General features: G+C 59.1%; 15 protein-coding genes. 9 read left to right on the top strand and 6 right to left on the bottom strand.

All coding sequences use genetic code 11. The features are described 5' to 3' along the window. Positions 1–327: 327 nt before the first annotated feature. The 7 genes from gshB (at position 328) to D9N14_RS15710 (ending at position 6168) form a co-directional block, all read left to right on the top strand. Positions 328–1284, top strand: coding sequence for a glutathione synthase (gene gshB, locus D9N14_RS15740; protein WP_290581427.1), 957 nt, complete (start codon positions 328–330; stop codon positions 1282–1284). Positions 1285–1306: 22 nt separating this feature from the next. Further along, on the top strand, positions 1307–2194 hold the full coding sequence (locus D9N14_RS15735) for an energy transducer TonB (protein WP_290581425.1): 888 nt from the start codon (positions 1307–1309) through the stop codon (positions 2192–2194). A 113-nt stretch (positions 2195–2307) separates the two neighbouring features. Then, a complete protein-coding gene (locus tag D9N14_RS15730) occupies positions 2308–2880 on the top strand; it encodes a YqgE/AlgH family protein (RefSeq protein WP_290581423.1) in 573 nt (190 codons plus the stop codon). 15 nt (positions 2881–2895) lie between these two features. Further along, complete coding sequence (ruvX, locus tag D9N14_RS15725; RefSeq protein WP_290581421.1) at positions 2896–3357, top strand: Holliday junction resolvase RuvX; 462 nt, start codon at positions 2896–2898, stop codon at positions 3355–3357. After that, positions 3357–3863, top strand: a complete 507-nt coding sequence (gene pyrR / locus D9N14_RS15720; RefSeq protein ID WP_290581419.1) for a bifunctional pyr operon transcriptional regulator/uracil phosphoribosyltransferase PyrR — start codon at positions 3357–3359, stop codon at positions 3861–3863. Before ruvX ends, pyrR begins: the two co-directional genes overlap by 1 nt. Further along, positions 3860–4864 carry an aspartate carbamoyltransferase catalytic subunit gene (locus D9N14_RS15715; protein ID WP_290581398.1) on the top strand — a complete coding sequence of 335 codons (1005 nt, stop codon included), beginning with the start codon at positions 3860–3862 and terminating at the stop codon, positions 4862–4864. Before pyrR ends, D9N14_RS15715 begins: the two co-directional genes overlap by 4 nt. Next, on the top strand, positions 4864–6168 hold the full coding sequence (locus tag D9N14_RS15710) for a dihydroorotase (RefSeq protein ID WP_290581395.1): 1305 nt from the start codon (positions 4864–4866) through the stop codon (positions 6166–6168). The genes D9N14_RS15715 and D9N14_RS15710 overlap by 1 nt, the downstream gene beginning before the upstream one ends. Positions 6169–6206: 38 nt before the next feature. Here D9N14_RS15710 and D9N14_RS15705 read toward each other — a convergent pair whose 3' ends face one another. From D9N14_RS15705 to D9N14_RS15680, 6 genes are all read right to left on the bottom strand, one after another. Next, a complete protein-coding gene (locus D9N14_RS15705; protein WP_290581394.1) occupies positions 6207–7148 on the bottom strand; it encodes a D-Ala-D-Ala carboxypeptidase family metallohydrolase in 942 nt (313 codons plus the stop codon). A gap of 33 nt (positions 7149–7181) precedes the next feature. Then, positions 7182–8747, bottom strand: a complete 1566-nt coding sequence (locus tag D9N14_RS15700; protein ID WP_290581392.1) for a murein L,D-transpeptidase — start codon at positions 8745–8747, stop codon at positions 7182–7184. A gap of 121 nt (positions 8748–8868) precedes the next feature. Further along, on the bottom strand, positions 8869–9450 hold the full coding sequence (locus D9N14_RS15695; protein ID WP_290581390.1) for a DUF6436 domain-containing protein: 582 nt from the start codon (positions 9448–9450) through the stop codon (positions 8869–8871). After that, on the bottom strand, positions 9443–10936 hold the full coding sequence (locus tag D9N14_RS15690; protein ID WP_290581388.1) for a methyl-accepting chemotaxis protein: 1494 nt from the start codon (positions 10934–10936) through the stop codon (positions 9443–9445). The genes D9N14_RS15695 and D9N14_RS15690 overlap by 8 nt, the downstream gene beginning before the upstream one ends. A 2-nt stretch (positions 10937–10938) precedes the next feature. Next, complete coding sequence (locus D9N14_RS15685) at positions 10939–12081, bottom strand: PilT/PilU family type 4a pilus ATPase (protein ID WP_290581386.1); 1143 nt, start codon at positions 12079–12081, stop codon at positions 10939–10941. Between the two features lie 23 nt (positions 12082–12104). Then, positions 12105–13142 carry a type IV pilus twitching motility protein PilT gene (locus D9N14_RS15680; protein WP_290581384.1) on the bottom strand — a complete coding sequence of 346 codons (1038 nt, stop codon included), beginning with the start codon at positions 13140–13142 and terminating at the stop codon, positions 12105–12107. Between the two features lie 169 nt (positions 13143–13311). Between D9N14_RS15680 and D9N14_RS15675 the strand changes: the two genes are divergently transcribed. Together D9N14_RS15675 and proC are read left to right on the top strand one after the other, a co-directional pair. Continuing rightward, positions 13312–14013 (top strand): YggS family pyridoxal phosphate-dependent enzyme, encoded by a 702-nt coding sequence (locus D9N14_RS15675; protein WP_290581382.1) that lies wholly within the window; start codon positions 13312–13314, stop codon positions 14011–14013. A 76-nt stretch (positions 14014–14089) separates the two neighbouring features. Beyond that, positions 14090–14893: a pyrroline-5-carboxylate reductase gene (proC, locus tag D9N14_RS15670; RefSeq protein ID WP_290581380.1), complete on the top strand. Its 804-nt coding sequence runs from the start codon at positions 14090–14092 to the stop codon at positions 14891–14893. Positions 14894–14948: the final 55 nt, after the last annotated feature.

Here is a 14948-nt window from a genome sequence, read left to right as displayed (position 1 = left end):
GTCAATGACCATCACTTTCAGATTCTCAAAATTATCTTCCATCGACATTGCCTTTGTTATTAACAGCGATAAGTCAGCAATCTTATTATAGTTATAATATCGTTATGGGCAGTTCGCAAACTCGAAAGGTGAGAAAATCTGCCGTATATTCAACGCAGCATGATATTTATCACAGTTTTCACCTTCAATCTATAAACCACTGTGGATAAAGCGTTTTTTTAACTTTAATTAAAAAACAATATTTATAACCAGAACGACAGATCCGGTGTAACCTATATACAGTTTTCGGGTCCAACAGAGACCTTAATGCAGCAAACAGAGCACACCATGACAATCAAGATCGGGGTGGTGATGGACCCCATTGAATCTGTCACATTCAAAAAGGATAGCACCCTCGCCATGTTGTGGGAGGCGGATTCACGCAATTGGCAGATTTTTTATATGCTGCAGTCCGACCTCTACATCGACCGCGGCGAACCACGGGCCCGCATGACCCGCCTGCACCCCAGACAGGACCCGCAAAAGTGGTACGACTTTGGGGAGGAAACCCACGCCCCCCTGGGCAACCTGGACGTGATCCTCATGCGCAAGGATCCGCCCTTCGACATGAACTTCATTTACACCACCTATATCCTCGACCAGGCCGAGCGCGACGGCGTGCTGGTGGTCAACCGCCCGCAAAGCCTGCGGGATTGCAATGAAAAGGTGTTCGCCACCCACTTTCCGCAATGCTGCGCGCCGACCCTGGTGAGCGCCGACAAACAGCGCCTGCGGGCGTTTGCCGAAGAGCACAGCGATGTCATCCTGAAACCGCTGGACGGCATGGGCGGCGCCTCCATCTTCCGCACCGGGGCCCGTGACGGCAACCTCAGCGTCATCATCGAAACCCTCACACAACACGGCCGCACCCCCGCCATGGCCCAACGCTACATTCCCGAGATCAGCAAAGGGGACAAGCGCATCCTGGTGATCAACGGCGAGCCTGTGTCCCATTGCCTGGCCCGCATACCGGCCGTGGGTGAGGTGCGCGGCAATCTGGCAGCCGGGGGCTCCGGGGTGGTACAACCGCTCACCGATCGTGATCGCTGGATTTGCGACCAGGTACGCGACACCCTGCTGGAAAAAGGGTTAATCTTCGTGGGCCTGGATGTGATCGGGGATTATCTGACGGAGATAAACGTCACCAGCCCCACCTGCATTCGCGAGATCGACGCTGGCGCCGGGCTGAACGTCGCCGGACTGTTGCTGGATGCCATTGAGAACCGATTGTCAGAAGCCGAATAACCTTGAGTAATCCACGATAACTATGGCTGCTGTTGCCGAACAACCCGTCATTTCCGCCACGGACCGTTTGACCTTTACCCTGTTTCTGGCGTTGGTGCTGCACCTGATTCTGCTGTTCGGGGTGCACATCGGGCTGCCGGACAAGCTGCCTTCGATCTCCTCACTGGAGATCATCCTGGCCCAGCACAATACGGAGAAAGAGCCGGAAGACGCGGACTTTCTGGCCCAGGCCAACCAGGAAGGCAGCGGCACCGAAGCGGAAAAGCTGAAACCCACCACCGACCAACTGGCCAGCTTTGACGACGCGGTGATCCGGGAGGTGAAGCCCCTGCCCCAGGAAGCCACCCAAAAGCCGGTGCAGCCCACGCTGGCCACCCAGTTGAGCACCACCGGCAAGACCGAACAGACCGTGATCAAAACCCCCACCAGCGAGCTGGATCGCGAGGTTAAGATTTCCAAGGAGGAAATGCTGGCCAACCTCAACCGGCAGATCGAGATGGCCAGCTACGAAGCGGCACTGGAGGCCAAACGGCAGGCCTATGCCAAGCGGCCGAAGAAGCGGGTGCTGACCTCTGCCAGTACCAAGCGGGCTGCAGATGCAGCCTACCTGGAAGCCTGGCGGCGCAAAATCGAGTACATAGGCAACCTGAATTATCCCGCGGAAGCCAAACGCAAGAAGATCCATGGGGAATTGCGGCTGCTGGTGGCCATCAACTCCGACGGCACCCTGCGGGAGATGAAAATCCTGAAAAGCTCCGGTGAACGCATCCTGGATCAGGCGGCCATGGAAATCGTCAAGCTGGCCTCCCCCTTCTCCACCTTTCCCCCCGAGATCAAGCAGGACACGGATATCCTTGAAATTATCCGTACCTGGCGTTTCGGCAAGGGGGACTTCCTGTCCTCGTTCTAGGGGTAGCATCGGCGCCCTGTGCACGCCCCGGCGACACAGGCCTGCTAAGGGTCAGCCTGGTCATTCCAAAAAATTCACTTGAACCCCCAGGCCTAACACCCAATACTGAATGTATGACTGATTCCAATCCCACCTGCCTCAAGAATCACTTCCTGATCGCCATGCCTTCCATGGCGGACCCCAATTTTGCTCATTCCATAACCTATATCTGTGAGCATAATGAGGAGGGCGCCATGGGTATCGTGGTGAACCGCCCCATGGACCTGACGGTGGGGGACATCCTGTCCCACCTGCACATTGAATCCTACGACGACAACTTCAATGACGTGCCGGTCATGTGCGGCGGCCCGGTGCAGATGGAGCGGGGCTTTGTGCTGCATCGTTCCAACCCGCACCAGTGGGAAAACAGCCAGATGGTGCATGGGGACATCTGCCTCACCAGCTCCCGGGATATCCTGATGGCCATCGCCCACAATGAAGGCCCGGCCGAATCCCTGATCGCACTGGGCTACGCCGGCTGGAGCGCAGGGCAACTGGACGAGGAAATGGCCCAGAATGCCTGGCTCAGTGTCAATGCGGACCCCGACATCATGTTTGCCACCCCCTACGAACAACGCTGGCAGGCGGCGGCCAATCTGCTGGGTGTGGACCTGAACCTGCTTTCCGATCAAATCGGCCACGCCTGATCCGGCAGTTCCCCCATGGCCACATTCCCCAGCTCCCTGAAGGTCAGTATCCTGGCATTTGATTTCGGCACCCGTAAAATCGGCGTGGCGGTGGGACAATCGGTAACCGGCACGGCCCAGGCACTGCCGGAATTGCCGGCCCGGGATGGCCAGCCGGACTGGCAGGCCGTGGCCCGGCTGATCGAGGAATGGCAACCGGACGCCTTCGTGGTGGGGGTGCCGGTGCAAATGGACGGCACCGAATTTGAACTGACCCAGCGAGCCCGCAAATTCGGCCAGCGCCTGCACGGCCGTTTTGGCAAGCCCTGGTTCGCCATGGATGAGCGCCTCACGTCCTTTGAAGCGCGGGAGCAACAGCGGGAATGGCGCCAGGCCGGCAGCACCCAAGACAGCCTGGTTGACAGTATCGCTGCAAGCCTTATCCTGCAGTCCTGGTTCACAGAAGAGTGGCCACAATTAGTAAAGGAAATGTCTTGATGATCATGCCGGAAGTGGCACCCCTGCTGGACTCCATGGCCAGCGACATAACCAAAACGGTCTACCCCAAACACGACAAACGGCCTGCCATGGTGGGTATTCACACCGGCGGTGCCTGGCTGGCGAAAGAGCTGCACGCCAGCCTGGGATTGAAACAGCCGCTGGGACTGATGGACATCTCGTTCTATCGGGACGACTTTCAGGGCAAAGGGCTGCACCCCCAGGTCCAACCGTCCAACCTGCCGTTCAATGTAGAGGGGCAGCACATTATCCTGGTGGACGATGTGATCATGAGCGGCCGCACCATCCGCGCCGCCCTCAATGAATTGTTCGATTACGGGCGTCCGGCCTGCGTCTCGCTGGTGGCCCTGGTGGACCTGCCGCGACGGGAACTGCCCATCCAGCCCGATGTGTGGGGCATAAGAATGGATTTAGAACCCCAACAAAGGATAAAATTGAGCGGCCCTGAGCCTTTGACTCTGACCCTGATTGAATCCAACGCATGACGCCGACCATACCGCCACACCAATTGCAGCTGACCCCGCAAGGTCAACTGCGCCACTTTCTCACCACCGAAGGATTATCCACCGAACTGCTCACCGAAATTCTCGACACCGCTGAATCCTTTGTCAGTGTGGGAAAACAGGCGGTGAAGAAGGTGCCCCTGCTGCGGGGTAAAACCGTGGTCAACCTGTTCTTCGAGGCCAGCACCCGCACCCGCACCACCTTCGAGTTGGCGGCCAAGCGGTTGTCGGCGGATGTGCTCAACATCAACATCAGCACCTCCGCCACGTCCAAGGGAGAGTCCCTGATGGACATGCTGTGGAACCTGGAGGCCATGGACAGCGATATGTTTGTGGTGCGCCACGAGGCCAGCGGTGCACCCCACTTCATCGCCGAGCACGTGACCCCCACCGTGGCGGTGATCAATGCCGGCGACGGTCGCCACGCCCACCCCACCCAGGCCATGCTGGACATGTACACCATCCGCCGCCACAAAGGTGACTTCAGGAACCTCAAGGTGGCCATCGTCGGCGACGTGCTGCACTCCCGGGTGGCCCGCTCCCAGGTCCACGCCCTGCGCGGGTTGAATGTGGGCGAAGTACGGGTGATCGGCCCGAAAACCCTGATCCCCACGGACTTCGACACCCTCGGGGCGAAGATTTACTACGACATGGTCAAGGGCCTGAAAGACGTGGATGTGGTGATCATGCTGCGCCTGCAGAAAGAGCGTATGCAATCCGCCCTGCTGCCCAGCGAATCGGAATTTTACCGCTTGTACGGCCTCACCACCGAGAAGCTGGCGTTCGCCAAACCGGATGCCATCGTCATGCACCCGGGGCCCATCAACCGCGGCGTGGAAATTGAGTCCGCCGTGGCCGACTGCAGCCAGTCGGTGATCCTGCAGCAGGTGAACTACGGCATCGCCGTGCGCATGGCAGTACTCTCCATGGCCATGAGCGGCCAGACGGATATGCAAAATGCACTGGAAGGAGGCGATGCCTGATGGATTTTTCCCGCCCCCAGTTCAACCAACGCATCGTGATCCGCAACGGCCGGGTCATCGACCCCAAACAGGTGCTGGACCAGAAAGCGGATGTGTACATTGCCGACGGCGTCATCGCCAGCATCGGCGACGCTCCGGTAGGGTTCAAGGCAGACCTTGAATTCGACGCCAACAACATGCTGGTGATTCCCGGTGCGGTGGACCTGTGCGCCCGGGTACGGGAACCCGGCCAGACCCAGAAGGGCAACATCCACACGGAAACCCACGCCGCTGCGGCAGCCGGAATTACGCATCTGTGTTGTCCGCCGGACACCAACCCGGTGCTGGACACCCGGGCGGTAGCCGCCCTGATCCAGGAGCGGGCCTATCAATCCGGCTACGCCCATGTGATGCCCATCGGTGCGCTGACCCAGGGCCTGGAAGGGGAACAGCTTTCTGAAATGCACGCCCTGCGGGAAGCGGGCTGCATCGGCGTGTCGCAATTGCGGCGCCCGGTCAAAGATTCCCAGGTGTTGATGCGTTGCCTGGAGTACGCCAGCACCTTCGACCTGATTGTGTTCTTCCAGAGTGAAGACCAGTCCATCAGCCCCCGCGGTGGCATGCACGCCGGTCCCACTGCCACCCGCCTGGGCCTGCCCGGCATTCCCGAGAGTGCCGAAACCATTGCCCTGAGCCGCGACCTGCTGCTGGTGGAGCAAACCGGTGTGCAGGCCCACTTCGGCCAGATCTCCTGCGCCCGCAGCGTGGAATTGATTGCCAATGCCCAGGCCCTGGGACTGAAGGTCACGGCGGACGTGGCCGTGCATCAACTGTATTTGACGGACAACATGATCGACGGCTTCAACAGCGCCTACCACGTGCGTCCTCCGGCCCGCACCGAGGCCGATCGCCAGGCGTTGATTGACGGCGTGAAGTCCGGCGTGATCTCCATACTCTGCTCCGACCACCAACCCCACGAAGCCGCCGCCAAGGCCGAGCCCTTCCCCACCACCGAAGCGGGCATCTCGGCGTTCTCCCATTTCCTGCCCTTAAGCTATGAACTGGTGAACCTGGGGGTGCTGTCGGAATCGGAGTGGGTGCAGCGCATCGCCATGAACCCGGCCCACCTGATCGGTTTGGACGCGGGCCACCTGGGGGTGGGCAGCAACGCCAACCTGTGTGTGTTCGATCCCAATCTGGAATGGACCCTGAAGAAGGAGAACGTCTACTCCCAGGGCAAAAACACGCCTTTTCTGGGGCGTACCATGCCCGGCCGGGTGGAATTGACGCTGCGGGACGGCACCATCAGCTTTCGCCGGGCGTAGCGTCCCGGCACCGACTTTGACTTACCAGCGGGTTTGGCTCACCAGCGGACCCGATTGCCGCGTACGTCCACATGCACAAACGGCCCGTGGGCGGAATTGCTGCCGTACACACCCAGGCCACCGATGCGGGGGCCGAACGCCCCACCCCGGGACATAGTGTCGATGAACGCCGCCAGCCACTGGGCATCGGCCCGGTTGATCTTGCCGTCACCATTGAGATCGTCCATCAGGCCGTCTTTCGGGTTGTCATCGATAAAAATGTCGCTGGCCCCGCCCCACACATGCCGACTGTAGGGCACATTGCCGATGGCCTTGTTGTACCAGGGTGTACGGTAGCCGCTCATGATGACAAAACCGTCCGTGGCGTGCCCCTGTCGATTCAGCTCCGCCAGAATGTTCTCCAGCTTGAGCAGCAGTTGCGGTCGCAGCAGCACATACTTGGGAAATCCCTGCGCCTGCTTGGAGACAAACTGACCCAGGGTAAAATTGGGGGATACCCGCACCTGCATATTGGCCTCCGTCACTTCAACGAAGCCTTTGGGCGGCAGGTAGATCGCATTATTGTGCAAGGGCTTGGCGGGGTAGCTGCCTATCCGATAGCCGTTCAGCTCTCCCTGTTTGTTCACCGCAGTGGCCGGGGTCAGCACGAACACATTGATGCGGGCGGATTCCCCACCCCGGGTATTGGTGATCGCCAATGGATACACACCGGGGGTTTTGGGAGCGGTCAGGGGCGCACTGCCCACGGCCATGTCGGCACCGGCAAAGGTTAATTGCCCACCCTGCTGAGCGTCCTTGAAATGCACCGAGAACGCCTGCCCCGGCATGACGTAGACAGCAAACTCCGGATACGGCACGATCATCTCATCGATCACCAGCGGCGTGGCCAGTCGCTCTGCGTTCCAGCTATAGGCAGGGCTGGTATTCAGGGACAGCCCCAGCATCACTGCCGCAAACAACCAACGCTGAAGGTTCCGCATAGTAAAATTCCTGTCTGTCACAATGACTGCCTATTAAAATTCCTGTCGTAGCTGCCTGACAATGGGTTGATCCCGCTGATACAGATCACGACGGAACACCACCTCCCCATTTTCATCCACAAATGCGGTCAGATAGACAATATAAACGGGGATTGGTTTCTTCAGGTAAACCGTTCGCGTTTCACGACTGTCGATCTGCTGTTGTATATCCTGTCGGCTCTGGCTTTGACCGTCGGTATTCAGCACCCAATAGGCCAAACCCAGGGGATCGGACAAGCGCACACAACCGGAGCTGAAGCCCCGTTCCTGTTTCTGGAACAGGTTGTGGTCGGGGGTGTCATGCAGATACACCGCGTAAGGGTTCGGCAGCATAAACTTCAGGCTTCCCAACGCGTTTTTCGGCCCTGGCTGCTGGCGCAGCACGTAATTGAAGTTGCGGGGCGTTACGCCGGTCCAGTCCACCTGGCTGACCCCGATGAATTGGGATTGGTGCGGCACTTTCACCTCATAGCCGATGGATTCCAGCGCACCGGCATCCTTGCGCAACAGGGGCAGTTTGTCTTTGGTGGCAATACTGGGCGGCACGTTCCAATAAGGGTTGTAGACAAAGTACTTCATGGATTCGGAAAACACCGGTGTACGCCGAAAGGGTTTGCCAACAATCACATTCATTCGATAGTCATCTTTATTGTTGCGAATCGCCCGCAGGGAGAAGGCGGCGATGTTCACCCGCAAATAGGTTTCCGGCAACACATCCGGCAGCCAGCGCCAGCGTTCCAGGTTGGCGTCCACCCGGTCAATCCAGGAGAAGTGGCTGGCGTTCAGACGCTCCAGGGTGGCGGCGCCCACCACGCCATCCACGTCCAGCCCCGCCGCCGCCTGGAAGGCCCTGACGCTCGCCTCCAGGGTCGCATCGAATGCATCGGAATACTCACCGGGCCCCAACAGGCGCTGTTTCAACAGCGTAACCCGCTCACCCTGCATACCCGGTTTCAATGCCGGGCCCGGCGGCACTTCGGCGGTTTCGGTATCCTGCATGGCCAGCAGTTGTGCCCGCTTGTCCAACAGCGCCTGATACTCCTGGTGGATTGGCCACAGGCCATTCAAGGTGGCCTGAATCTGCCCTTGCGCCAGGGCCTCGTTCAGCAACCCGACCGGGTCCCGGGTTTCCCTGGACAGCGACCATTCGGGGTCAATGGTCTTGGGGTCCAGCACCCCATTCTGCCGATGCCGGGCCTGGGCCAGAAAAGCATCGGTGGCCAACAGCTCCCGCGCCAGGGGGTGCAGCCCCTCCCGCTGCAGCAGGGCCAGATGATAGTTGTCCGGCAAAAAACCGTGCTGGCCGGAGGACTCTATCGCGGCGATCAAATCTGCGACGAGCTGCTCCGACACCTCGTTGTCGACCCATACGGCCTGGTGCTGCCGCTGGCGGTAAAAACGTTGCAACTCTTTAGCGGCCAGCAGGCGCTGATCGGCGACGATGGCCGGGGAGCCGGCGTCCAGACTTTCCAGATACTGCCGCAACTCCACACTGGTGTCAGCCCGGGCGGACACCACCGCCAGCCCTACCCCGCATAACAACCACCGAACCCAGCTCATTCTCCGCTTCCACATTGTTGTTACCATACTGCTGATTGATGCCAAATCTGATTACACGTTGATCATATTACGCCAAATCCCCCCCCGCGCCTCACCGCCGCACAGAAAAAATTCCGGACCTTCATCGGGTGGAGCAAAAGCAACCAAACACCAGGGTGTTCAGGATGGATAGGTCTTGCCCCTGGGCCAACGCCTGTAGCACCGGCTCCAGGTAACTGTTCTCCGCGTTACAAATGCCTTCCTGGTGATAGGGGCCAAAGTAGTTGACCGCCCCTTGAGGATTAAACAGGGCAACTGAGGGCGTGGCTGGAATAACTTCGGTGATAAAACTGAGCTGTTCCGGGGTGAAGGTGTCCTGCGCCAGATCCACGCTGATCACCTGCATGCGCGCAGGGTCTGCACGGGCGCTGAAGCTCTGGTGATACAGCTCGACAAAGCGCTCACATTGACAGCCGGATTGCTTGAACCGCACGAACCAGGCACGGCCATCCTGCAGTTGGGGAAAGTGCTGACGTAGCTGCTCCCGCAATGCCTGCTGCCGGGCACTGTCCGCCAACAGCGGTGGCTGTTGCTGGGTAGCGTCGAACCACTGCTGCGGTTTGATCAGGAAGTACCAATAGGCCAGGCCCAGAAGCAGCAGCCAGACCATGAAGAACAGCGTGGCTTTGAGTAAAGCACCCCGCTTGGCCCCGCTCTTATCCAACCCGGAATGCCGCCAGCTTTTTGCTCAGCGAGGCGACCAGTTGTTCGGCGTGCTGGACATCCTGCAGTCCCGCACTGGCATGTCGGGAAACATCCTGCGAGGCCAGCTTGATCTCATTGGCGTTCCTGGCCACATCCCGGCTCACCGCTGACTGCTCCTCTACGGCGGCGGCAATTTGCTGGATCATGGTGTTGACCCGCTCCAGGCCACTGTTGATGTCCGTCAGCCGCCCGACAAGCTCGGCGCTGAAGCTTTCGGTGTGCTGAACCTGTTCCTGGCAATCGGCCATGGCGGCGACGGTTTCTTCACTCCCCGCCTGCAGGTTCACAATCAGGTTGTTGATCTCTTTGGTGGACTCATAGGTTCTGGATGCCAGCGCCCGCACCTCATCGGCCACCACGGCAAAACCCCGCCCCTGCTCGCCGGCCCGGGCGGCTTCAATGGCGGCATTCAGTGCCAGTAGATTGGTTTGTTCCGCGATGCCCTGGATCACATCCACCACCGCGCTGATGGCGCGACAATTTTCCGCCAGGGCAGCGGTTTTATCCCCGGCGCTGACCAGGGAGCCGGACAGCACCCGCACCGATTGCTGGGTCTGATTGACGTTGTCCAGGCAGAGCCGGTTATCGGACACCGCCTGGTCCGTATCCTGTGACGTTTGCAGGGCATTTTCGGAAATGGAGGCCACCGACTGGGTCAGCTCATCCATGGCCACGGCAATCTGTTCGGTGAGCCCCACCTTGCTGCGGGACAGATTCTCCAGTTTTTGATTGGAGTCGCTGGAATGCTGCACCACCTGCACCAGCTCCGACAACGAGAGCTGGGTATCCTGCACCGCCTGTTGGAAATGGTTCATCATGGAATTGAAACGATTGAGCACGGCACTGCCCGCCTCATTGCAACGCACCGACAGATCCATAACGCCATTGTCCAGATGCACCTGCTCGGCCACCCGAATCACCTCTTCACTGACCCTGGCCTCCTCTTTGCCAATATGGGCCAGCCAGATCAGGGCCGCGGTTTCAGCAACCACATAGACCGCATGAATAAAGACGATTTTCCAACCCAGGCGGTCGTTATCAAACACCCAGACCGGCGCGCCCTGTTCCTGCAGAAAGTTGAAGCCAACGTGATGCACGGCAATCAGGCCTGCCCCCAGCAACAGCGGGCGCCAGTCCCGATAGGCAAACAGGAAGGCTAACCCCACGAACACGCCAAAGTGCAACTCAATCATGCCGTGGGCCTGGTGAATGTGCAGCGCCACCAGCACCATCAGGGCCACCGCGTTGGTCATGCGGCACAACAGGGAGCCTGCGGCCAGTTGGTGCATCAGCATGGCACCACCGAAACACAGCCCGCCGATCACCAGCGCTTCCATCCAGGTGCCGTACCAACTTGCCAGTCCCAGGCTGACCAAAAAGCCCAGCCCCAGAATAATCAACAGGAAACGATCGTTTTTATTGCTGCCCTGATGCGCCGTATCCATGGCTACCAGCCTCCTTTCATACCACCTTCATCATCCTGCAGTGTCAGCCCCTTGGTGGCAGTATCCAGGGCATCGGCCGAACTTTCCGAGCCCAGCTTGATCATCAGGCGCAGATCATTGGGCGAATCGGCGTGGGCCAGCGCGTCTTCATAGGTAATCTCACCGGCGCTGTACAGATCGTAGAGGGCCTGGTCGAACGTCTGCATCCCCAGTTCGCGGGATTTGGCCATCAGCGGCTTGAGCAGATGCACTTCACCCTTGCGGATGTGGTCTGCCATCAAGGGCGTGTTCAACAAGACTTCAATGACCGCGCGGCGGCTCTTGCCATCCGGCGTGGGAATCAGTTGCTGCGCCACCATGGCCCGCAGGTTGAGGGACAGGTCCATCCACAACTGGCCGTGGCGATCCGCCGGAAAGAAGTGAATGATTCGATCCAGTGCCTGGTTGGCGTTATTGGCGTGCAGGGTGGCCAACACCAGGTGACCGGTTTCGGAAAACGCCACCGCGTATTCCATGGTTTCCCGGGTCCGGATCTCGCCGATCATGATGACATCGGGCGCCTGACGCAGGGTGTTCTTCAGGGCGGTATCAAAACTTTCGGTATCCAGTCCCACTTCGCGCTGGGTGACAATACACCCCTTGTGCTGGTGAATAAATTCGATGGGGTCCTCGATGCTGATGATGTGTCCCTTCGAATTATTGTTGCGATGACCAATCATGGACGCCAGCGAGGTGGATTTACCGGTACCGGTGGCCCCAACAAAGATGATGATGCCGCGTTTGGTCATGGACAGGTCCTTGATCACCGACGGCAGGTTCAATTCATCAATGGTGGGAATCCGGGTTTCGATACGCCGCAACACCATGCCCACCAGGTTGCGCTGGTAGAAGGCACTGACCCGGAAGCGGCCAATGCCCCGGGCGGAAATGGCGAAGTTGCATTCGTGGGTTTCGATAAACTCTTTGCGCTGGGACTCGTTCATGACCCCCAGCACCGTCTCCCGGGTTTTTTCCGGACTGAGTGCGGTTTTGGTGACCGGCACAATGCGGCCGTGCACTTTCATGGAAGGCGGCACCCCGGCTGTGATAAACAGATCAGAGCCGCCCTTTTCCACCATCAGTTTGAGTAGATCTTCAAAATCCATGGTCTACCTCAGTTGCATTCTTGTTATTTGATCGCGTCCGGATTCTTGGCTTTCTCACGGGCCAGCTCAATGCTGACGTGACCTTTGCGCACCAGATCCCCCAGACACTGGTCCAGGGTCTGCATGCCCAGCGAGGCACCGGTCTGAATGGCGGAATACATCTGCGCCACTTTGTCTTCCCGGATCAGGTTCCGGATCGCCGGGGTGCCGATCATGATTTCGTGGGCCGCCACCCGGCCACCGCCCTGCTTCTTCAACAGCGTCTGGGAGATAACCGCCTGCAGGGATTCCGACAACATGGAACGCACCATGGCCTTTTCTGCGGCGGGGAACACGTCCACCACCCGGTCGATGGTCTTGGCCGCCGAGGTGGTGTGCAAAGTGCCGAACACCAGGTGACCGGTTTCGGCGGCGGTCAGGGCCAGTCGAATGGTTTCCAGGTCCCGCATCTCACCCACCAGGATGATGTCCGGGTCTTCCCGCAGGGCTGAACGCAGTGCCTCGGCGAAGCCCAGGGTATCCCGGTGCACCTCACGCTGGTTCAACAGGCATTTTTTGGATTCGTGTACGAATTCGATGGGGTCCTCAATGGTGAGGATGTGCTCATAGCGGGTTTCATTGATGTAATCGAGCATGGCCGCCAGGGTGGTGGACTTGCCGGAACCGGTGGGCCCGGTCACCAACACAATACCACGGGGAAACTCACAGATATCCTTGAACACCTGGCCCTGCCCCAGATCCTCCATGGACAGCACCTTGGAGGGGATGGTCCGGAACACCGCACCGGCACCCCGGTTCTGGTTAAAGGCGTTCACCCGGAAACGGGCCACACCGGGCACCTCAAAAGAGAAGTCGGTTTCCAGGAATTCCTCAAAATCCTTACGCTGCTTATCGTTCATGATGTCATAAATCAGGCCGTGCACCTGTTTATGGTCCATGGGGGGCAGGTTGATGCGGCGTACGTCGCCGTCCACGCGGATCATCGGGGGCAGACCGGCTGACAGGTGCAGGTCCGACGCGCCATTCTTCACGCCAAAGGCAAGCAATTCGGTAATGTCCATGGGATACCTTCTTTGAACTGGGTTGAATTAGAACCTGAGTCGACAATATAGGACTCTTTCAAGATTAGCAGACATTCCAGCCGCCACTTTTTTCCTTGGCCCACCTAAATGATTTTTGTGATTAAATACCATACTTTGAGAAAAATTTCCGTAACTCCAACCCAAAGCCATGAACAACGACCTGGAACAACGCTACCGAGCCGTCCGCGGGCGCATCGCCGAAGCCGCCCACAGCCTGCAGGCCACACCGCCGCTGCTGCTGGCAGTGAGCAAAAAACACTCAAGCGCAGCCATTCGCACCCTTTATATGCTGGGCCAACGGGATTTTGGTGAGAGCTACTGGCAGGAAGCCGAGACGAAGATGCAGGCGCTTGAGGATCTGGACCTGGTCTGGCATTTCATCGGGCCCATTCAATCCAACAAAACCCGCCCCATCGCCGAACATTTTCACTGGGTGCACAGTGTGGAGCGGGAAAAGATCGCCCGCCGCCTGAGCGAGCAACGACCTGACCACCTGCCGCCGCTGAATCTGTGCCTGCAGGTGAACATCGACCAGGAAGCCAGCAAGTCCGGCGTCTTGCCGGAAGCGGTTCTGCCCCTGGCCCAGGCAATCCAGGGCTTGCCGAAGATACGGTTGCGGGGACTGATGTGCATCCCACGGCGCCGGGAGGATCCGGTGCAGCGCCGGGCATCCTTTCATCATCTGGCGGAGCTGGGCCGGGCACTGGCCCGTGCCGGTATGCCCATCGACACCCTCTCTATGGGCATGTCTGATGATCTGGAAGCCGCCATTGCCGAAGGCAGCACAATTCTTCGCATTGGCACGGCTTTATTTGGCGAGCGGCAGAAAACCGTAACAAATCCGTCATAGAATCGCTATTCTAACGAGCAGATTTGCAAGCAGATTCGCGCTTTACGATTGTTTAAATTCAGAGATCCTACAGACCATGAAGATTACCTTTATCGGGGCCGGAAACATGGCCAGCAGTCTGGCGGGGGGCATGATCGCCAAGGGCATGGACCCGATCAACGTTACCCTCTCGGACATCAACGAACAGCAACTGCAACATGTGCGCAAGCAATTGCAGGTGAACACCACCCGCGACAACATCAACGCCTGCCAGAAGGCCGACGTGGTGGTTTTGGCGGTCAAACCCCAGGTCATGGGGGACGTACTGGCGCCGCTGAAGGACTTGTTTGCACAGCGCAAACCCCTGGTGATGAGCATTGCCGCCGGCATCACCCTGGCTCAGCTGGAGGGCTGGCTGGGCGCGGACACCCCCATTGTACGCTGCATGCCCAACACCCCCGCCCTGGTGGAAACCGGGGCCAGCGGTCTGTTTGCCAACGCCAATGTAAGCCCATCCCAGCGCGAGCAGGCCCGTTCCATCATGGGGTCAGTGGGCCTGGCCCTGTGGGTGGAAAGCGAAGACCAGATCGACGCGGTGACCGCCGTATCCGGCAGCGGCCCGGCCTATTTCTTCCTGGTCATGGAAGCCATGATCGCCGCCGGCCGCGCCCTGGGGCTGAGTGAGCAGGCGGCCAAACAGCTCACCCTGCAAACCGCGCTGGGCTCCGCACAAATGGCCATCACCAGCGATGTAGAGCCGGATGAACTGCGGCGCCGGGTCACCTCCCCCGGCGGCACCACCGAACGGGCCATCGGCATTATGGAGGACCGGCAACTGCGGGATATTTTCGCCCAGGCCCTGCAGGGCGCCTACCAGCGCTCCAAGGAACTGTCGGGCTGAGCCGGGTCTGTTATCATTAGTGAGTTTAAATGCCGCTGAATTAGGAACTGCTAAC

It is taken from the genome of Ketobacter sp., assembly GCF_003671495.1.
Lineage (GTDB): Bacteria > Pseudomonadota > Gammaproteobacteria > Pseudomonadales > Ketobacteraceae > Ketobacter.
This window is presented reverse-complemented; position numbering and strand designations above follow the sequence as displayed.